Raw genomic sequence first — 20,722 nt, forward strand, 5'->3', positions numbered from 1 at the left:
TTTTTGCACGAAATTAATTGAAATTAATTTATTTTGCGTGTATTTTAGGTTGTAGACCGACGAATGCCATTATGTATATTTATTTCCATGAGGAGGGTAACGGTATGATCAAATTGCAATTAGCGCTCGATTTTACGGACAGTCAGCAAGCCGCTGCCATGTTGGAGAAAGTCAATCCGTGGTTTGATGTAGTCGAAGTAGGCACGCCATTAATTAAAGCGGAGGGGATGAGAGCGGTCGCGAAAATGAAAGCCGCTGTGCCGGATAAATGGATTCTGGCCGATATGAAAACGATGGATGCCGGTGACTTGGAAGCAAATCTGGCTTTCGATGCGGGGGCCGATATGGTTACCGTGCTGGCAGCTGCAAGCGACATAACAATTCGGAATGCGGTCTTAGCAGCGGAGAAACGGCAGAAGAAAGTTATCGTAGATCTCATCGGTATGAAAGACAAGCTGAGAAGGGCTAGTGAAATGGTTGAGCTAGGCGTGCATTATCTTGGCGTGCACAGCGGGTATGATGAACAGTCGCAAGGCGGAGATCCGTTGTCGGCGCTGCGAGAATTGTCTGCACAGACAACGATGCCGCTTGTCGTGGCTGGCGGAATCGGTTTGCACAATATGGCGCCTATTGCGGCCTGTAGACCTGATATCATCGTCGTTGGTTCGCAGATCACGGCGGCGAAACAACCATCTGAGACAGCCAAAGCGATTCGCGGAGCATTGCACCAATTCCTTGAAGGGGGTCAAACAATATGACATCCCCCGATATCAACCAAATATTCTCCGAACTACAACGTGTATTCGCCTTGATTCGCAAGGAACAAACCGAGATATTGATGCAGTCCATTCTTAAAGCCGACCGAGTGTTCGTCGCGGGAGCGGGGCGTTCCGGATTAATGATGCGAGCATTTGCGATGAGAATGATGCATTTGGGATTAAACGTGTATGTGGTCGGGGAGACGACAACCCCCAATATTTCGCAAGGGGATCTGTTAATCGTAGGATCTGGCTCAGGAGCAACCGGCAGTCTTGTTCATATGGCGGAGAGAGCGAAAAAGTATCAAGCTGGCGTGGCATTAATCACAATTTATCCGGAGTCGCCGATTGGACGAATAGCCGACCATATCGTCGAAATTGCGGCTTCGACACCGAAATCCGAGCAGAAGGCGGCATCCGTATCCGTACAGCCGATGGGATCATTGTTTGAGCAGGTATTGCTTCTATATTTGGATTGGCTCGTTATGCAAGGGATGGTTGCGAAAAATAAAGACGAAGGGCAAATGTTTGCTCGTCATGCTAATCTGGAATAGCGTAGCTTGCTGATGTAGTGCCGGCTAAAGAACCGTTATATGCAGCTGCAAGTACGGATCCACAAGGTTCGATTCAATCTGCTCTTCCGTGATCAAGTATGTCAGAGCGCTTGCGGGAGCTGCGATAAACGAGGAGACTGAGCTTAATTTATCGGACGTCGCTAGAGCGGCGACTTCGGTTGCAACGGAAATCATTTTACGTTTAACTAGCGCTTCTTCTTGGTTTGGGTAGCTGATCCCGGTCTGAGGATGTAAATGATAAACGCCAAGCACGTAAAGATCGACTTTTATATCATTTAGAGATTCCATCGTGCTGGCGCCCAGCGTGACCATAGAATGTTTATACAATTGTCCGCCAAGCAAAATAACGTCTATATGCGGATGCGACTTTAGCGCGTCGGTAATCGGAGGACTGTTCGTGATGACCGTCGCATGCAAGTCTAACGGCAGGTGCAGCGCGAATTGGACATTCGTCGTTCCGCCGTCGATCAGAATGACCTGTCCGTTGTGCACAAGCTGCAAAGCTTTCTTGGCCAGCAATGTCTTCGTAGAGGCAGCGACGTTCCGCCGTTCGTCGAAGTCGACGAGCGGAGGTCCGATCAGCAGCGCGCCTCCATGAACGCGACGCAGCAAACCGGCTTTATCCAATTCCCGCAAATCTCTTCGCACGGTGTCTTCCGACACTTGGAGCCGATGGATGAGATCTGTAGCAACGACTTTTTGTTCGTTTCGCAGCCAATGCAGAATGAGCTGATGTCTTTCTTCTCTTAACATAGGATCCATAACCTCTCGACAGCAAAGATTATAATGCGAGTCGACAGAATTATATCCGATCGCTGCAAGACAGGTCAATGCATTCCGGCCTTAGCCGGACAGTAAGATAAAAATGTAAAGAATAAGTGGTAAAGACATCTTGACAAACATTTTGCAAGGTGGTTAGAATAGGGACAGGAAGAGATTAGCATATCAGCAGTGGTATAGACATCCTTACATCATTCGGATAAAATGAAAGCCTTCACTTCATTTTCATTGTCGAATCTGTCGTTATAATAGGAGAGAGGGATTTTAATTCGCAGAGGTGTGGGATGATGTTGGAGAAAATAAAGTTGCAGAAGGAAAGTCCGCTTCCCTTGTACTATCAACTGAAATCAATTATTAAGACCGAAATTGAAAATGGCGGATTAATCCAAGGGGATCTGATTCCTTCGGAGAGAGAATTGGTGGAAGTATGCCAAATCAGCAGACCGACGGTCAGGCAAGCGATTAATGAGTTGGTTGCCGAAGGTTTGCTGATGCGGGAGAAAGGCCGAGGCACCTTCGTGTCGAAGCCGAAAGTAGATCAGTGGTTTCTGGAAAGCCTGCTGAGCTTTTCGAAAGAAATGGAATTAAAAGGTATGGTTCCGTCCACGAAAGTGATTTCTTTAGAAGTCGTTAAGGCGGAAGACCCCGTGTTGATCGATATTTTCGGAGAAGATTGCAATGAACTCGTTTGTTTGAAACGAGTCAGGTACGCAGATGGTCAGCCTTTGGTTGTTGTAACGAGTTACATTCCGCTTCAAATCGCTCCGGGGTTGGAGAAGGAGGACTTCAGCTCAGCTTCTCTGTATGATCTCATCGAAAATAAGTATGGCAATCAAATAAGTTATGTCACGCGGGTTCTGGAATCGATCAACGTTCACAAAGAGGATGTTGAATGGCTGCAGGTAGATCCGAAGGCTGCCGTTCAATTGATCAAGACGACGGCCTACTTGGAAGGCGACCGGCCATTCGAGTATTCGATTGCCCGTTACCGTGGCGACAACAATAGTTTTACCGTTACATTAAAGTATCGCAAATAAGAGACGTAAGGAAGGAGGTGAAACCCGTAATGAAAACACTTATACTTGCACATGACATTGGCACGACAGGGAATAAAGCCTCGCTGTATAACGAAGAGGGCGAAGCATTGGGAAGCACTTTCTACGGTTATGACACCAGCTTCCCCGAAGTCGGTTGGGCGGAACAAAATCCGCACGATTGGTGGAAAGCGGTCTGTGTTTCCTCGAAAGAACTGCTTCGAAAAACCGGAGTACTGCCAAATCGAATCGCCTGTGTCACGTTTAGCGGTCAGATGATGGGCTGTGTCTTGGTGAACCGGCAGGGCGAAGTGCTTAGGGATGCGCTCATTTGGGCGGATATGCGCGCAGAGCAGGAAGCGGAGCAGTTACTTGATAAAATAGGTATGGAGAAGGTGTATCGGACAACCGGACACCGGGCCAGCTCTTCGTACTCGGGCGCCAAATTCAAGTGGATCCAAGCGCATGAGCCTGATATTTATAAGCAAACGTACAAGATGCTTCATGCAAAAGACTACCTGGTGTACAAATTAACGGGCGAATTCGCTACCGATTACTCGGATGCATCGGGGACAAATCTGTTCGATCTTGTCGGCAAAAGATGGTCCGAAGAAATCATAGACGCTTGGGGGCTGGATGCCGATAAACTGCCCGTCCCCTACCCTTCCACGCATGTGGCAGGGGAAGTAACGAGACGTGCTGCAGAAGAAACGGGATTGGACGCAGGCACGCCGGTAGTTATCGGAGGCGGAGACGGCTGTTGCGCAGCGGCGGGAGTTGGCGTCGTATCGAATGGCGATGCATTCAATTACATTGGATCATCATCCTGGATTGCCGTTGCTACGGATGCGCCTGTTTTTGACAAAGAAATGAAAACGTATACATGGGCGCATGTCGATCCGACCAAATACTCGCCGAACGGCACTATGCAAGCGGCGGGTGCTTCGTATCAATGGTTGCGGGATCAGTTGTACGCGCAAGAGCATTTGTCCGCCAAACAAGTGCAAACGTCTGTCTACGATCTGATGAACGAGGAAGCTGCGGCCTCGCAGCCGGGAGCCAATAAATTAATTTATTTGCCCTATTTGATGGGAGAACGTTCACCTAGATGGAACCCCAACGCGAGAGGCGCTTTCGTCGGCATGCATATCAAGCATTCCCGGGGAGACATGGCGAGGGCTGTCATGGAAGGTGTTGCTTTTAATTTGAAAATCGTACTTGACACTTTCCAGCGCGAGGGCATTCCGATCGATCGCATGTGGGTGTTGGGCGGCGGTGCAAAGGGTAAGCTTTGGCGGCAGATTCTGGCCGATATTTACGAGGTCGAGATTACTGTTCCCGCATTGCTGGAAGAAGCGCCGTCCATGGGCGCCGCGGTCGCGGGGGGCGTTGGCGTCGGATTGTTAAAAGACTTTTCTGCCGCCAAACAATGGGTCCGCCAAAAAGAAGCTATTGCGCCAGACAAGACAAATTATCCGATCTACCGGCAAATGTATGACGTGTTCGAGGAGGCGTACATGCAGCTTGTACCGGTATACGGAAAGCTAGCGAAGTTATAGGTCGCGCTAATCAACATGTTTAGAAAATCAAAATGGATATTGAGGGAGAACTTATGACTAAGATTTTTCAGCCTTTTTCAACGATGTACGAATTTGATAGTGGTGCCTTGAATCCCCAAGGAAAATTGATTTCTCGACGGCTGTCGGACATGTCGAGCATGTACCAAGACAGCGAAGCGGTACAGGCTCTGTTGAATGACAACCCGCTTATTTACGAGGTATACAACGTTGAGGTGCCAGAGAACGAGGAACATATTCAGCACTGTACAACGATTCTCTATCCCGGCAAAGTCGGCAGCGAATTTTTTATGACAAAGGGACACTATCACGAAATCATCAATCGCGCCGAGATTTATTTTTGCTTGAAAGGAAAAGGTTTGCTGATCATGCAGACGAAAGAAGGAGAATTCAGCTCGCTTGAGATGGAACCCGGAACCATTGCGTACGTCCCTCCGTACTGGGCCCATCGGACGGTAAATACCGGCGACGAGACATTCGTGTTCTTCGCGGCGTATCCGGGCGATGCCGGTCATGATTACGGACTAATCGAGACGGAAGGCTTCGTGAAGGCGGTCATGGAACAGGCTGAGAAATATGCGCTTGTAGCCAATCCGAGCTATAGAAAAGAAAACGAGATAGGAGAATAAGCGTGTTGGCGCTCGTTGAACGATCAAGTTCCGAGGCGACATGAATAGGGGGAGAAGAGCGATGCCGAATGTCGTCATCACTCCGCGTTCGTATGGCGTTTATTCGCCGGACATATGGAAAGATTGGAAGGACGCCGGTTTCGAGGTCATTGCAGAGCCGGGGCCGCTGCCTGAAGAGCGGTTGGCCGAATTGTTAGCGGAAGCGGACGCTTTGTTGGTCGGCACGGACGTTGTCTCGCGACATGTGCTAGAGCGTTCGCCGACTTTGAAGGTGATTGCCAAATACGGCGTCGGCGTGGACAACATCGCCGTGGATTACGCTAAGGAAAGAGGAATTTCCGTATTCAATACGCCGGGCGTCAATACGGAAGCCGTTGCCGACTACGCATTCGGACTTATCCTATCATTGGCAAGAAATATACCAGGCAGTCACGCCGATCTCATGGATGGCAAGTGGAAGAAAGCGGTCGGTCGTGAAATATGGAGCAAGACGATCGGGATTCTCGGTCTCGGTTCAATCGGGAAGGCCTTGGCGAGAAGAGCCAAAGGGTTCAATATGCAAGTACTCGCTTACGATCTATATCCCGACCATAAATTTGCCAATGAGCATGGTGTTATGTTCGCAGATTTTGAAACGGTAATTCGCTCTAGTGACGTCATTAGCGTTCACCTGGCACTGACGCCGGACACGCGTCATTTAATCGGGGCCAAGGAATTGGAATGGATGAAGGAAGAAACGCTCCTTATCAATACGGCAAGGGGCGGTATCGTGGATGAAGATGCGCTCTTCGAGGCTCTATCCCGCAATCGCATAGCTGGTGCTGCACTGGACGTGTTTCAGGTCGAGCCGCCTATCGCATCTCCGTTGCGGAAACTGAACAATGTCATTCTGACTCCGCACAATGCTTCGGCTAGCGTGGAAGCGATTAAAAGGATGACGGAACAGTCTACGGAGCAAATTATGCGTTTTTACTCCCATAAATGAAAGCCCTTACATTTTGTTGCGAATGTACCGGGAAACCGTTACAGATAGATTTCACATGAAAATTTGAGAGGGGATTGATTTCTGTGTTTAGAAGAAAAGGGTTCACATCGGCGTTTGTCCTATTGTTATCCGTAATGATCGTTGTGGGTTGTTCTACGAACAGTAATACGGCAAGCACAAGCGAAGCGCCAAGTAATTCGCCGAGCAAAACGTCATCCGAAGGAAATTCATCCAAAACTTATAACATTGACGTTATTGTGAAAGCGACGGATTCCGATTTCTGGCAAACGGTTCTTAAAGGGGCGGAGGGCGCCGCGGCAGATTCCGGAGGCAAAATAAAAGTAAAAACGTACGGACCGCCATCAGAAAAAGATATCGATCAGCAAATATCGATTCTGGAAAATGTCATTTCCAAAAAGCCGGACGGCATCGTCATTGCCTCGACAAGCTCGGACGCAAGCATACCGGCAATCGAGAAAGCAATGGGGCAGAACATTCCGGTTGTGCTAGTCGATAACCGTGTAAATACTGACCAATTTACTAGCTTCCTGGCGACTGACAACAAGAAGGGCGGCGCATTGGCTGCCGACATGTTCGTTGAAGCATTGAAGGGACAGGGCAAAGAATTAAAAGGCACCATAGGTATTATCAGCTCCATGGCAGGCGTACAGGTGTTGATTAACCGGAATGAAGGTTTCATAGAACGTTTGAAGGAAATCGCGCCGGACATCAAGCCGCTTGAGACTCGCTACACGGATGCCGACATCATGAAAGCGCTCGGCGCGGCGGAAGATATTTTGACGAAAGACCCGAACGTACTGGGATTTTTCGCGGACAACAACTCTACGGGCGTGGGCGTTGCCAGAGCAATTACCGAACGTAATCTGAGCGGTAAAGTACCGGTTGTTGCTTACGATGCGGATAACGAAGAAATCAATGCATTGAAATCCGGCGCGATCTATGCGTTGGTCGTACAAGATCCGTACGGCATGGGTTATAAGGGCGTCTTGAGCGTCATTGACTCGCTAGAAGGCAAGGAAGTGGCTAAAGAAGTGGATACGGGTGCAACGGCCGTGACGCAAGCGAACTTTGACACAGATGAAATTCAGAAACTATTGTTCCCTGAAAAAAGATAATAACCGTTCGGACTCCTTGGGAGGAGACAGCTCTTTCCAAGGAGCTTCATTTTATAGGAGGTGAGCGCGGATGGGTGACGCATTCATTGAAATGAAGGGCATCGTGAAAAAATTCAGAGGCACGGTCGCATTAAAGGGCGTTGATTTTGAGGTTAAACCGGGCGAAATACACGCTTTGCTCGGCGAAAATGGTGCGGGGAAGAGCACGTTGATCAAAATTTTGACTGGCGCTTACGCACCGGATGAAGGGGAAATTCTTGTCGCGGATAAATCGTTTTCTTCGATTCCCGTCAAAGAATTAGCGGACTTGGGTATTTCCGTCGTGTACCAGGATTTGAAGCTGGCCCCCGGCGTCTCGATTATGGAAAACATTCTGATGGGCAATCTGCCGAAAAAAGCGGGGATGTTCATCGATCGCAAAGCAGCGCTCCAATTGGCAAAAGAGGCGATCTCCAAAGCCGGCGTCGAGATGGATCCGGACACGATCGTCGGCGATTTGAAAGCGGCGGATCAGGAAATCGTTGCAATCGCCAAAGCATTGTCCAAAAACGCAAAGCTGCTCATTCTGGACGAGCCGACGGCACTGTTGGCCGAAGACGATGTACAGCGTTTATTCGAAATCCTTCGTGCGCTGGCGAAGAAAGGCGTCTCCATTCTGTACATATCGCACCGTCTAGAAGAGGTATTTACGATATGCGACCGAGTGACCGTTTTGCGAGATGGCAGCAAAGTATGGACCAAGTCTATTGCCGACGTCTCGAAAAATCTTCTGATCGAAGCGATTGCCGGTAGCATGCATGCCGAAGGCGACCTGTATTATAAAGCGCCAATCAAAGATACGTTGTTGAAGGTTGAAGGTTTGAGCCGAAAGCCATATTACCAACAAATTTCATTCGAATTACGAGGCGGAGAAGTCGTTGGACTGTTCGGGTTGGTAGGTGGCGGAAAAAGCGAAATGCTTAAAGGGATTTTCGGCGATATGAAGCCGGACTCGGGTACAATCTATCTCGGCGGTGAGCGGTATGCGACGCCTTCTCCGCAGGCGTCCATTAATAAGGGCATTGGTTTTGTGCCCGAAGACCGCAAGTCGGAAGGGTTTCTCCCGCGAATGCCGATTTATATTAACGCCAATCTGCCGGCTTACCGACGGATTTACGCCAGGTCCGGTTGGGTGGCCCCTAAGGCGGAAAAGCGAAGAGCGCAAGCGCTAGTAGAAGGATTTAACGTTAAATTCAGTTCTCTTGAACAAGATATAGACGGGCTTAGCGGCGGTAATCAGCAGAAAATCGTCGTTGCCAAATGGATCGGCACGAAAATCAAAGTATTACTGCTGGACGAACCGACGGCAGGGATCGATGTTGGGGCGAGACGAGATATTTTCCGTGTTTCTCGCAAGCTGGCGGATGAAGGAAAGACCGTCATGTATTGCTCGTCTTATTTGCCGGAAATTATGGAAGTGGCGGATCGCATTCTGGTCATGAGTAAGGGCCGGATTACGGAGGAATTTCATCGGAACGATGGATTTCATGAAGATGAAATCATGAAAGCGGCTTATCAGTAACTTTTACTATAGGAGGAATTTGTATGGGTGTGAGGGGAGAATCACTGCTGCAGGCTAACAAATCGGGCGGCTGGAAAAAAAAGCTGTCTAAGTTTACACTGCCGCTAATTATGGTATTGATGTGGCTGATCGTCTTTATGTTCGAACCGCGTTTTTTGTCCTTTGAGAACTTATCCAATCTAGGCAGACAAACTTCGATTATTGCGATTGTGGCGATTGCCCAAACGTTCGTTATTATTACCAGAGGGATCGACTTATCGGTTGGCTCGACCGTTGGGTTGGCGAGTATTATCTCTGCCAAGCTATTAGTTGCGGGAATGCCCGTCATACCGACGATTCTGATCTCCCTACTTGTTGGCGCCGCCGTTGGGATTGTCAATGGCATTATCGTTCACGATGCGAAAATTACGCCGTTCATCGCTACGCTCGGTATGATGACCATATTACGGGGAGCGACGTTGCTTCAGAGCGAAGGCAAGTTGATCAGCAACGTACCGAAAAGCATATCCAAAATCTCTGAGTCGTCCTTTCTTGGCATACCTGTACTCCTGTACTTCCTTCTATTCATTGCGATCATTGCTGCGATCATCATTAAGTATACGGTCTTCGGAAGAAATCTGTTCGCGATTGGCAGCAGCGAAGACTCCGCTCGGCTGTCGGGCGTGAATGTGCGGGCAACGACATATGGGGCGTATATGGTTTCAGGTCTTCTATCTGCGGTTGCCGGCTTTTTGCTAACCGCCCGATTGGCAAGTGGCATCCCGACAGCCGGTACAGGCTACGAATTGGATGCAATCGCCTCCGCCGTCATTGGGGGAGCTAGCTTGTTCGGCGCGCAGGGCAGCATAATCGGCACTGTCATCGGTTCGTTTATTATGACGACGCTGCGCAATGCGGGGAATTTGCTTGGCATCGAGGCATTCTGGCTGCAGATTGCCGTTGGCACGCTTCTTATTATCGTTGTATTCTTCGATCAACTTCGTAAACGGGTGAAATAATCGATAGATCGTTTTCAAGCATGAACGTTAGCTGTCAAAAAGGTGGAGAAGAGAACATGAGAAAGATAATGGAAAAAGCCATACAGCCGACGTTTTATTTTATCGGTGTGACGACCGGACAATCCGCGATTATGGATATTTTTCCGAGGTGGGCGGAAGCGCTTGGGCTTGAAAAAGCTGTCATCAAAGGCATCGATATCGAATTAGACTCAGCGCCGGAAATCTACAGGGAAGTCGTTCAATTTATTAAAAACGATGAACTTTCCCTGGGAGCGCTCGTCACGACGCATAAGCTGAAAGTTTATGAAGCGGCGCACGATCTGTTCGATTATCTGGATCCCTACGCGAAGGCATTCGGCGAAATGTCGAGCATATCGAAAAGGGACGGTAGGCTGGAGGGATATGCCAAGGACCCGATCTCCAGCGGATTGGCGATGGAGGACTTTATCCCGAATCAATATTGGAGCAGGCATCATGGCGAGGCGTTTATTATGGGTGCAGGTGGTAGCGCCATTGCCATCGCATCCTACTTGATCAAGGAGATCCACGGAGCGAACAAACCGTCGAAAATTTTCGTCAGCGACCGAAATCGGGAACGATTGAATCATATGTCCCAAATGATAGGAGCCATCAATCACGCCAATGTGGCGTTCGAATATAGGCTAGCGGAAAACGAAGGGGATAATGACTTGATCTTAAGCGGATTGCGTCCTCACTCGCTTGCGATCAACGCGACGGGTCTTGGCAAAGACAGGCCGGGCTCGCCGGTAACGAAAGCTGCTGTATTCCCGCTCGACTGTCTCGTCTGGGAGTTGAACTATCGGGGAGATTTGCTGTTCATGGAACAAGCGCAGCAGCAAAAAGAAGAGCGCAATCTGCGCATTCACGACGGATGGATTTACTTTATTCATGGTTGGACTCAAGTCATCGCTGAAGTATTTCATATTTCGATCGATCCGAAGAAGATCATACGGTTATCGGAGATTGCTTTGAAATGAGACAAATTGAATGATGTAGCTTGGAGGGAAAAACGTTATGCGTTATAGGCAGGTTGCTTCGATGGATTTAAAGTTTTCGGAAGTCGGACTAGGGTGTTGGGCCTTTTCCGGGGACTCTGTCTGGGACGGTTACGACAAACGCTCATCGATTGCGACAATCCACGAGGCGCTTGATGCGGGCATTCAGTTTTTTGATGTGGCGCCGATCTACGGCTTCGGACAGGCGGAGAGGGTGCTCGGGGAAGCATTGGCCGGAAGGAGCAGGGACTCAGTCGTTATCGCTTCCAAGTGCGGGCTTGTCTGGGACGATGCGAAACGGGACCGGATCGATCTGTCTGGAGCCAGCATTCGAGATGAAATCGAGGCTAGTCTCTGCAGGCTGCAAACCGACTATATCGATCTGTATCAGATGCATTGGCCGGATCCATTAACGCCGATCGAAGAAACGATGGATATGTTAGTGCAGCTTAAGGAACAAGGGAAAATACGATATATTGGCGCTTCAAATTACAGCATTTCCTTGAATGAAGAAGCGAATCGGTATGGCCCCATTGCTTCGCAGCAAAGTTTATACAATATGATCGAACGCAATCCTTCCACTTATCACGCCATATCGCTAACTTATCGGACGGAAGCGGAAATATTGCCGTATTGTAAAGAGCATGGGCAGGCATTTTTCCCGTATAGTCCTTTATTCCAGGGTCTGCTCTCGGGAAGGTTTGAACCGGAAGGGAATTTCAGTGAGCAGGATGTTCGGAATAACAACCCTAAGCTACGGGGAGATCGGTTTACGCAATACTACAAGCTGATTGAAAGCTTGACGCGTTATAGTGCAGAGTCGATCGGCAGACCCATGAATGAAGTGGCGATTAACTGGCTGCTGCATCGGAACGAGGTAACGTCGGTCATTTGCGGCGCACAAACGCCCGAACAAATCCGCGCGAACGCGAAGGCATCCGAATGGCGGTTAACTGATCAGCAGTTTGCGCATTTGAACGATATTGTGGAACTGAGATCGGATTTGGAACATTAATGTAAAGGATGCCATTGATACATATATTATCGTGGCGATAAAGAATCGCGAGGCTTTTCTTATCTAAATGATAGGGGATGGCCTCTTTTTTTGTTTTCCAAATGTTGGGGCATTTTGATAAAATGAGAGGGTGAGGGTATTCCAAAGTGCAAAAAATAAAGGATGGAGCAAAGATGAAGGTGCGTTATCCATTATAGGAGGATTTATATATATTTATATGAATTCTAAAATTAAAGAAGAAGCGGATTCGACGACTAAGTGGGATTGATGATGTCGTGAATGTAAGAACGTTATAGAAAATCAACGGATAGCAATAAAGACAAAAAAAACAAATAAAGAAAGAGTTGGTTCTGTGAGGATAGTTGAACTCAATGAAAAGAAGCTAGTAGGAATAAGAGTCGTTTGTCCTGGTGATCAATATGTCAATGAAATCCCAAAGGCGTCTTTTAAACTTAAGGAACGACTAAACGAGATAAATGACGTTGTAAACCCAACAAGACTTGTTGGGGCATTTGTTGTTGGTGATTTCTCCGAAGAAGAGGATGGTTACTGGGTATGTATTGAGGTAAAAGAGATTAATAAAGTTCCTGAAGGAATGGTTTATTTAGTAGTTCCTAAACAAAAGTATGCAGTTATAAGGCATAAGGGACCCAATCATGAAATCAGAAACACGTATGAAAAGCTACATAAATGGATAAAAGAAAATAAATTTGAAAGATTACAAAGATCCTGGCATTTGGAAATTTCTGATGAATGGGGACATATGGAAAAAGTCGATATTGAAATAGACTTGTATGACACAATTATTTAGAATCTGAGAGTTTTTCTGAGTGGTTTTGACATTCTATAACACTATATTCACACATTGGGGCATTCGGTGGGACATCGTGAACACATGAACGTTAGCTGAAACAATGGCATGAGATTAATCAACAAATAGGGGAGAGATGATGATGCAGATTTCACAAATTGAAATTGTTACGTTAGAAGCGAAGTATTTTATCGGAGTTCCGGTGACCAATGTATTCCAAAAATTTGATTCAGAAAGAATGAAAGAAGCAAACCAACTTTTTCTTGAAAGGAAAAATGAAATTAAAGGGATTATTAATGAACAAGAATATGTTTGCCCTCATTTTGCTAACGATATACTGTTCACATATATTTACTGCATGGAAGTAGAAGGGATTGGTGATGTTCCCAAAGGAATGATTGGATTTGAAGTGCCTCGTCAAAGATACATCAAGGTAAGATCATCGGATCAAGATCCATATGCAATTAGCCAGGAATACTTAAAAGAAAAAGGTATTGAAAACAATATCAAATCTTTAGCATTAGAAGTATTTAGATTTGGAGAAGAACAACACTTCAACAATGCGGATATTTACATACCAATAGTAGAAACAAAAATATAAGTTGCTCAGGAATGCAGTTATTCTAGCTATCACCGTATTCACTCATCGTAGCCTTTCGGGTTTAAGGTGGTGAAACGTCGTGAACACATGAATGTTATCCGAATTCTAAGCGATGGAATTAGCGAGGTGAATGGTTATGCCAACGACAAACCATTTGTTCAAAAGTGATATTCAAGAAATGGGGTATAAGCTGTTTTTGCCTAATGGTTATGTAGGAAATAAAAATGAATTTTTCCCCTTGATTCTCTTTTTACATGGAATTAAGAGACGCGGAAATGATCTTAGTTTATTGGATGGCTATGGATTAATGCAAATTGCAGAACAAGACCCTGGATTCAATTACATAGTTATAACACCGCAATGTCCTATTAATACGTTTTGGCCAGAAAATCATTTAATTCTTGTTGAATTAGTAAATAGACTTATTAGAGAGTATAGAGTAGATCAAAGTCGAATTTACTTAACCGGATTCAGTATGGGTGGTAATGGCGTATGGGATCTTGCGGCAAAGACGAGAGGTTTATTTGCTGCCGCTGTACCAATAGCAGGATGGTATGAGAGCAATGAAGCACAAAATTTAACTCACATTCCTATTTGGGTATTTCATGGAGAAAAGGACGATGTTGTTCCAGTATCTTATTCAGAATCTATGGTCAATGCGATAAAGAGAATTGATGGTGATATCAAGTTTACTCGGTACTCTGATTTTGATCACAGTCACAATGTAATGAAAGAAACGTTTACAAATCCGGAACTATACAGTTGGTTAGAGATGAATAAAAAGACTGATTGAAAGTAACTCGAGGGATTCATAGGTTTCGGATAACAACGTGTTCTCGCATCGGGGCTACGTCGGATGTGCGATCAATAATCATGGAAAAAGCTCAGACAACACACGACCCAGCCTAAGATAGGAGTTATCTAGGGCTGGGTCGCGTCGTGAATACAAGAACGTTAGGTGAATACCAATAGAGCTGATAAAGACAGGAGAATAATTCGTGAATAATTTAACCTGGATTAGTTCAATTCAACACCTCGATTCATTTATTTCAGTAGCAAAAGATTCTTCAAAATTAAGAACAACTAAGTTGCCTAAAGTTAGAGCACTTTTTTCATTCGTGCCCATTGTGTACTTTTCAAGAGGCATATTAAATGTTGAAGAAAGAAGTATTCTCTATAATGCAAATAAGCCTCAAAACGGTTTTTTTAAAGGCTACTATAACTTACAGAACGATCTACATTTTGAAATCGATTTTAATGAGATAACATCAATTGAACGCTATAAACATCCAAACTCTATTAACGATTACTTTAATACTAATTGGATAAGAATTAAAACGTCAAAAGAAATTCTTAATGGCGATTTCTTAGTAGCACAACATGGAACAGGACCAACAATGAAACAAGTTAATGAGGGATCAGATAGAATTTACAAAGAAATTTTGAGTCGAGTTAATCGATGAAAATTGGTATTTCACCTAACACAATGCTCATGCTTCGGGCTATTTGGCCCTCGGTCCGGCAGGAGTCAGATGTGATTTCTAAGAAGTAATTGGCAGTAGCAGAGAAGCGGAATCAGCCGAACACATAGGGGAGCGAGAGTAGATCCAATGAAGATGGGAAAAACTATTAATCTACTTCTATTAGTAATTGTATTTTGTTTAAGTGGATGTAATAAAAGCCCCGATTATTTAATTGAGGAAGTAAACATTCAAGAAATAAATAAAGACGCTCAAACTTTTGTAAAGAATATCCAGGATAGTACAGGACTTTTCTTATTTTCGCCAGTTAATAAAGATCAATATTTGATTGTGAAATATTCAAGTGTCCTGCAGGGAGAAGAAGCAAAATTTCTAAATTCTATCTCGTCTGAGATAGCTGATCGTAAACTGATTATTAATATTGAAGAGCTGGGGACTAACAATTACGATGATAATAGATTACGGGGAATTAGAATATTTAAAATCGGGAGAATTAAAGAATTCGATAAAATACAGATTTTTAAAAATGGGGAAGAAAGAAAAATTGATTCAGTGGGTGGATAATGAGGGTCCTGAATTTCTGATGTCACCATACTCACGCTTTGGCAGACAAGCTGCTTCGGCGCGAAGTTAGAAAGAGACTTCGAAGAGGCATATATAGGTTTGGTTTGAAACTACTAAAACATATCTGGAGTAGGTGCCTTCATGGAAAAGAAGTCTGTAAATAGATCAAGTATTATTGGCGCTTGCGAAGTTGGCATCGCTATTTCAGAAGACGTGGATAAGAATGTTATTCATAAGACAAACAGCTTCTATTGGGATACAAAAGGCAATGACTTCTTAAGAGCAATCGTACTTCCTTATTATGGAGCGTTTGTCTCAGAAGAAAAATACAAGCTCTTTGGTGATATTTCAGGGAAAAAGTTATTGGAGATAGGCTGTGGCAACGGTCAATCCTTGCAATATCAAGCGGAGCGCAACGCATCTGAACTATGGGCTATTGATATTTCAGAAAAACAAATCGAAAAGGCAGCGCAGCATTTGGAGTCATCCGGTGTTTCGGCAAAGTTGATCTGTTCACCCATGGAAGAAGAATGCGGCATACCGGAGGATTACTTTGACTATGTTTATTCGATTTATGCCATCGGTTGGACAACCAATCTTGAGGGTACTTTTTGCCGGATCGCTTCTTACCTTAAAAAAGACGGTGTATTTATCTTCAGTTGGTCTCATCCTATACACAGATGTGTTACTGAAGATAATGGTAGGTTTGTTTTTAAGAAGAGTTATTTCGATGAAGCTTGGTATCCGGTAGCTGTTGAAGGTGAACTATTATTAGCGGACCGTAAGCTATCAACCTATGTGAACGCATTGGCGAAAGCGGGATTTGTAGTAGAGCAAATGATTGAGCAGACTGATGATGAGATTATTCAATCGAGTGAAGATGATGGTGATATGGCAAAGAGAGCAAAGATGTTTCCTGTAACTTTCGTGATTAAGGCAAGAAAACTATAAATCTGATGTCAAAGCGCAATTTAGATAAAGATCTTTAGATGAATCGAGGAAGGCATTAACACCATATTCACGCATCGGGGCGTTGCCCCTCGGTCCGGACAGAAGTTGGAGAAGATTCGAATAAAGCGAACTCAGATACAGGGAAGCGGAAACGGCCGGACGCATCGATCTTCCTAAGATATAAGTTGTCTTAAGAAGAACGACGTCGTGAATACAAGAACGTTAGATGAAATTACCGAAAAAACAGAAAGGAATAAAAACATGGGAAACGCAATATCACTACCTAACGAATTAGAACATTTAGTTGACTCCTTACATATGTCTAATGGATTAACTTCAGTTTTTATTGAGGTTTTAGCTATTAGTGGATCCATATTAGCTAAAACAAATAGAGAAAAAGAACTAATTATCTGGTTAGCACAACGTGATCAAGCAATAGTAGGAATAGGTACTGTAGGTTTTGACATAGATGAAATGCCCTGGACAATTGGTTACTTTGAAAAAGAAAAGGAGTTTATCTTACGAGTTATTAATAGTGCAATGGATGGTTTAGGATGGGAGAGATTAAGTTATGAACCGCGCAAAGATTGGGTTATTAAAAGCTTAGATAAATTTCGACTAATGATTTGTACTTTTGATAAAGAAAATGTAAATTTAAATAATTATTTAGAATGGTCTGAAATTGAAGAAGATGATGAGTGGCCAACAATCCCAATAGGATACCCCAAATGTGAGAAACATGATCTTTACTTGTCATGTCATGGCTGTATTCTCTGTAATAATGGAAGCTAGATAAAGCTGGACCAAGAAGTTTTTAGAACATCGGAGTCTCTCGGCTTCGTGAATACAAGAACGTTAGCAGAAACTTCTGCAGTGCATGTTCAAATCCAAAATTGGGGTTGAATTTATATGTTTCTTATTTTTTGTTCAGATCCGATGAATAAAAATGTAGTAGATTCGGATTATCAATTGGAATATACCATTGCTAAATCTCTTGGGTTTACTGTGAAGTTGATCAGCCTTGAGGAGTTATTGGAAGGCAACATTGACGGAGCACTTAGTAAAATTAGTGCTGTTGAACATCCTGAATCAGCCCTATATAGGGGCTGGATGATGAAGCCTAAGATCTATGAAAACTTTTATACCGGATTGCATAAAAAGAATATCATTCTCATTAACAATCCTGATGCGTATAGGAATGGTCATTGGCTGCCCCATTCTTATGACAAAATTAAAGACTTTACCCCTTATAGCAATTGGATTCAAATTGAAAATATTAAGAATGATTTCGATCAGATCTTAAAGAATCTATCTGAATTTGGGCAAAAGCCGATAATCATAAAGGACTATGTAAAGTCTAGAAAACACGAATGGAACGAATCATTTTTCATACCTGATGCTTCGGATAGTCAACATGCAACCAAAGTAATCAAGAGTTTCATCGATCGACAAGGCGAAGACATTAATGAAGGTATAGTATTTAGGGAATTCGTGAATCTCGAACGAATAACTGTGCATACAAAGAGCCAGATGCCACTCTCAAAGGAATATAGGTTATTTTATCTCGAGAATCGTTTTCTTTTTCAGTTCGATTATTGGGAAGAAATCCAATATGATGAAGACAAACCTGATTTGACGATCTTCAATCGTCTTGCCCAACAGATTAGTAGCAACTTTTTTACGATGGACATAGGCAAGACAGTTTATGGAGATTGGATAGTTATTGAAATCGGGGATGGGCAAGTATCTGGTTTGCCAATTGATTCAGATATTCTGGGATTTTATAAAGCCATTAAAGAGCGTATGGGTTGAATCGGAGAGGGCAGTAGCATCAGCTAACACCATGTTCTAAGAAAGGACTATAATATGGCTACAATTGCCCTAGTAAGGCACGGGACAACTGATTGGAACAAAGAAGGCAGGGCCCAGGGGAGTTCAGATATTTCTCTAGATCAAGAAGGAATTCACCAAGCATTGCTTTTGGCCCATAGGATAAGTTCTGAAGATTGGGGCCATATATATTCAAGTAGTTTAGCAAGAGCACATCAAACAGCAATTATTTTAGGCAATGCAATTGGACTTGATATCAAATTTGATAATCGCCTTAAAGAAAGGCGAGGAGGTCAAATTGAAGGAACCACTGAAAATGAAAGAATAAATAAATGGGGGGAAAATTGGAGGAATTTAGATCTTGGTATTGAACCCATTGAGGATGTTCAAAAAAGGGGAATTAACTTCTTAGAAGAGATAAACTTAAAACATAAAGGTGAAAAAATTCTTGTGGTTTCTCACGGTGCTTTGATTCAATATAGTTTTAATAAATTATTACCACATATCCCAATAAAACACTTAGGTAATACATCAATTACTATCATAGAAAAGATTGATAACCAATGGTCAACCGAATTATATAATTGCACGAAACATCTTTTGAGTACATTCAAAGAAGACTGATCCTTCTGATAAACCATATTCACGCTTTGGGGCACTTGCCCCTCGATCCGGCAGAAGTATGAAGAGGATTCGATGATGAATTTTCAAAGCAAGAAAGCAGATCAGTCGGACACATCCGCACCACCTAACCGCATCGTTGCCGCCCTTCCGGCTTAAGGTGGTGAGACGCCGTGAACACAAGAACGTTAGATGAAATACATGCACGAGCGGAGAGGATCTTATGGTTTTTCGATTGCTGACATTAGCTTTAGTTTTTATTTCTCTTATTTCAGCTTGTAGTTCAAAGCCGTATAACTATGATACAGCTATTAATAACGGGAACATTGTAAATTTACATGGAAACATAAAGAATGGTGAACGACTCGAAGTATTTTATCAAAACTATAAATCAAAAACTAAAGACAAAATAAGAATCACGCAGTTCACAATTGAGGGAGATCCAATTATTTATGATTTTGATTTTGATGGGATAGATATTAAATTAAGGTATGATAACTCGAAAGATAAGCATGGAACATCGAATATCAGATCTACTGCCTGTAAAGAACTTATAAAAACAGCAACCAAGGCTGGAAATGATTACACATTAAAAGGATGTTACGGTAAGGATATAGATTTAGGAAATGATTTCAGGTTCGAAGTGAGCACTTAATGATTTTGAGGGTAGCCCAAGATGGAAGAAAATTAATATACTCTGGCGTAAGGAGAGAAGCACATATGAGCAGAAAGAAAAAAACCTTACCGAAAAATTTTGATGAACTCGTTAAAGCAGGCGACATAACAGTATTAAAAGAGGTATTCACCCAAAGCGAATTGAATGCCCGTGGCGGTTACAGTAAATCACCAGCCTTGAGCTTTTTCAAAATACCGAATGAATTGATTCGCTGGCTCGTAGTACAGGGGGCGGATATAAATGCTAGAGACAATTACGGAAGAACGCCTTTGCACGAACATGCAATAAGTTGGTGCGGTAATACTGAATTGCTGCTTGAATTAGGTGCAGATATAGAAGCCATTGATTATCAAAACGAGACACCTTTATTTGCCGCCGCAGGTTCGTTTAAATCAAATGCGGTTCACACGTTGGTTACTAAAGGTGCAAATATCAGCGCAGAAAATAAGATGAAACAGACTCCATTAGAAAAAGCTTTGGCACGGTGCAAAAACGCGGATATTGTTAATATCGCGGAAATTGCCGATATTTTGCTTAACGCTGGAACAGCAGTAACGCCGGAAATGAAAGACTCTATTAGGCGAATTGGAAACGATTTTGAATTTCATAGAGATGGCTTTAATAAAGAATATTTGAATCAAACCGATGAGGCACTTTTACGTCTATATGAGCTATTTGATGTTCCCCCAGTAGAAAAGCGAAAGACGCACGACGGCGCTTCTTCAATAACAGTATCAACAAAGGGGTGGCAGGCGCAACATAATGAACTCTGGAGTTTACTTATTCCTTCAAAGGGACATGCGAAAACCGTACAAGGTGAGGTTATCCGTATTACTGGTAAAGTGTCATACGAAATTTTAGATAATGGCGGTATCAACTGGGATAATCAATATCGTAAAATGCTCAATAGTTTAATACATTACTTTGGCTTAGGTACACCATTAAATCCCGATGCACTTCAGGAGGCAGTAACATTGGCGAAAGAACTTCACATTATAAATGGTAGTGCTGAGCCTGCGAGACTGTGCGAACTGGCTGTGCATTGGGTACTCAGCAATCCGAATCCTATTACTCTGGAAAAGCCTGACTATAGGCGATAACTAATGTTCGAGCGAGAAAGGAA

At 44.0% G+C, this 20,722-nt stretch carries 23 protein-coding genes; 22 read left to right on the forward strand and 1 reads right to left on the reverse strand.

Annotated features, from left to right (window positions below; genetic code table 11):
• Positions 1-104: 104 nt before the first annotated feature.
• Both hxlA and hxlB read left to right on the forward strand, forming a co-directional pair.
• A complete protein-coding gene (hxlA, locus tag FPZ45_RS21290; RefSeq protein ID WP_222430800.1) occupies positions 105-758 on the forward strand; it encodes a 3-hexulose-6-phosphate synthase in 654 nt (217 codons plus the stop codon).
• Entirely contained in the window at positions 755-1,312 is a 558-nt protein-coding gene (hxlB, locus tag FPZ45_RS21295; RefSeq protein ID WP_144706291.1) for a 6-phospho-3-hexuloisomerase, read from the forward strand. Before hxlA ends, hxlB begins: the two co-directional genes overlap by 4 nt.
• Positions 1,313-1,336: 24 nt before the next feature.
• On the opposite strand, the gene FPZ45_RS21300 is transcribed toward hxlB, so the two are convergent.
• Positions 1,337-2,086 (reverse strand): DeoR/GlpR family DNA-binding transcription regulator, encoded by a 750-nt coding sequence (locus FPZ45_RS21300; protein WP_144706293.1) that lies wholly within the window; start codon positions 2,084-2,086, stop codon positions 1,337-1,339.
• A gap of 311 nt (positions 2,087-2,397) precedes the next feature.
• Between FPZ45_RS21300 and FPZ45_RS21305 the strand changes: the two genes are divergently transcribed.
• From FPZ45_RS21305 to FPZ45_RS21400, 20 genes are all read left to right on the forward strand, one after another.
• Positions 2,398-3,150, forward strand: a complete 753-nt coding sequence (locus FPZ45_RS21305; protein ID WP_144706295.1) for a GntR family transcriptional regulator — start codon at positions 2,398-2,400, stop codon at positions 3,148-3,150.
• A 29-nt stretch (positions 3,151-3,179) separates the two neighbouring features.
• On the forward strand, positions 3,180-4,706 hold the full coding sequence (gene xylB / locus FPZ45_RS21310) for a xylulokinase (protein ID WP_144706297.1): 1,527 nt from the start codon (positions 3,180-3,182) through the stop codon (positions 4,704-4,706).
• 53 nt (positions 4,707-4,759) lie between these two features.
• Positions 4,760-5,353: a glucose-6-phosphate isomerase gene (locus FPZ45_RS21315; RefSeq protein ID WP_144706299.1), complete on the forward strand. Its 594-nt coding sequence runs from the start codon at positions 4,760-4,762 to the stop codon at positions 5,351-5,353.
• Between the two features lie 61 nt (positions 5,354-5,414).
• Positions 5,415-6,338, forward strand: coding sequence for a phosphoglycerate dehydrogenase (locus tag FPZ45_RS21320; protein ID WP_186438500.1), 924 nt, complete (start codon positions 5,415-5,417; stop codon positions 6,336-6,338).
• An 83-nt stretch (positions 6,339-6,421) separates the two neighbouring features.
• Entirely contained in the window at positions 6,422-7,474 is a 1,053-nt protein-coding gene (locus tag FPZ45_RS21325) for an ABC transporter substrate-binding protein (RefSeq protein WP_222430801.1), read from the forward strand.
• Positions 7,475-7,544: 70 nt separating this feature from the next.
• A complete protein-coding gene (locus FPZ45_RS21330; RefSeq protein WP_144706303.1) occupies positions 7,545-9,035 on the forward strand; it encodes a sugar ABC transporter ATP-binding protein in 1,491 nt (496 codons plus the stop codon).
• A 23-nt stretch (positions 9,036-9,058) separates the two neighbouring features.
• Positions 9,059-10,033, forward strand: a complete 975-nt coding sequence (locus tag FPZ45_RS21335) for an ABC transporter permease (protein WP_144706305.1) — start codon at positions 9,059-9,061, stop codon at positions 10,031-10,033.
• Positions 10,034-10,089: 56 nt separating this feature from the next.
• Positions 10,090-11,031, forward strand: a complete 942-nt coding sequence (locus tag FPZ45_RS21340; RefSeq protein ID WP_144706307.1) for a shikimate dehydrogenase family protein — start codon at positions 10,090-10,092, stop codon at positions 11,029-11,031.
• Between the two features lie 37 nt (positions 11,032-11,068).
• Entirely contained in the window at positions 11,069-12,064 is a 996-nt protein-coding gene (locus tag FPZ45_RS21345) for an aldo/keto reductase (protein WP_144706309.1), read from the forward strand.
• A 352-nt stretch (positions 12,065-12,416) separates the two neighbouring features.
• Entirely contained in the window at positions 12,417-12,875 is a 459-nt protein-coding gene (locus tag FPZ45_RS21350) for a GyrI-like domain-containing protein (protein ID WP_144706311.1), read from the forward strand.
• A 136-nt stretch (positions 12,876-13,011) separates the two neighbouring features.
• On the forward strand, positions 13,012-13,476 hold the full coding sequence (locus FPZ45_RS21355) for a GyrI-like domain-containing protein (protein WP_144706313.1): 465 nt from the start codon (positions 13,012-13,014) through the stop codon (positions 13,474-13,476).
• 136 nt (positions 13,477-13,612) lie between these two features.
• Positions 13,613-14,269 (forward strand): carboxylesterase family protein, encoded by a 657-nt coding sequence (locus FPZ45_RS21360; protein WP_186438501.1) that lies wholly within the window; start codon positions 13,613-13,615, stop codon positions 14,267-14,269.
• A 205-nt stretch (positions 14,270-14,474) separates the two neighbouring features.
• On the forward strand, positions 14,475-14,939 hold the full coding sequence (locus FPZ45_RS21365; protein ID WP_144706317.1) for a hypothetical protein: 465 nt from the start codon (positions 14,475-14,477) through the stop codon (positions 14,937-14,939).
• A gap of 147 nt (positions 14,940-15,086) precedes the next feature.
• Positions 15,087-15,521 carry a hypothetical protein gene (locus FPZ45_RS21370; RefSeq protein ID WP_144706319.1) on the forward strand — a complete coding sequence of 145 codons (435 nt, stop codon included), beginning with the start codon at positions 15,087-15,089 and terminating at the stop codon, positions 15,519-15,521.
• Between the two features lie 141 nt (positions 15,522-15,662).
• Positions 15,663-16,472: a class I SAM-dependent methyltransferase gene (locus tag FPZ45_RS21375; RefSeq protein WP_144706321.1), complete on the forward strand. Its 810-nt coding sequence runs from the start codon at positions 15,663-15,665 to the stop codon at positions 16,470-16,472.
• Between the two features lie 207 nt (positions 16,473-16,679).
• Complete coding sequence (locus tag FPZ45_RS21380) at positions 16,680-17,264, forward strand: hypothetical protein (protein ID WP_342780081.1); 585 nt, start codon at positions 16,680-16,682, stop codon at positions 17,262-17,264.
• 117 nt (positions 17,265-17,381) lie between these two features.
• Positions 17,382-18,284, forward strand: a complete 903-nt coding sequence (locus FPZ45_RS21385; protein WP_144706323.1) for an ATP-grasp domain-containing protein — start codon at positions 17,382-17,384, stop codon at positions 18,282-18,284.
• Between the two features lie 54 nt (positions 18,285-18,338).
• On the forward strand, positions 18,339-18,926 hold the full coding sequence (locus FPZ45_RS21390) for a histidine phosphatase family protein (RefSeq protein WP_144706325.1): 588 nt from the start codon (positions 18,339-18,341) through the stop codon (positions 18,924-18,926).
• A 220-nt stretch (positions 18,927-19,146) separates the two neighbouring features.
• Positions 19,147-19,578, forward strand: a complete 432-nt coding sequence (locus FPZ45_RS21395) for a DUF4362 domain-containing protein (protein WP_144706327.1) — start codon at positions 19,147-19,149, stop codon at positions 19,576-19,578.
• Between the two features lie 65 nt (positions 19,579-19,643).
• Positions 19,644-20,699, forward strand: coding sequence for an ankyrin repeat domain-containing protein (locus FPZ45_RS21400; RefSeq protein ID WP_144706329.1), 1,056 nt, complete (start codon positions 19,644-19,646; stop codon positions 20,697-20,699).
• The last annotated feature ends 23 nt before the right edge of the window (positions 20,700-20,722 follow it).

Origin of the sequence: Cohnella terricola, from assembly GCF_007786475.1 — a bacterium.
Lineage (GTDB): Bacteria > Bacillota > Bacilli > Paenibacillales > Paenibacillaceae > Cohnella > Cohnella terricola.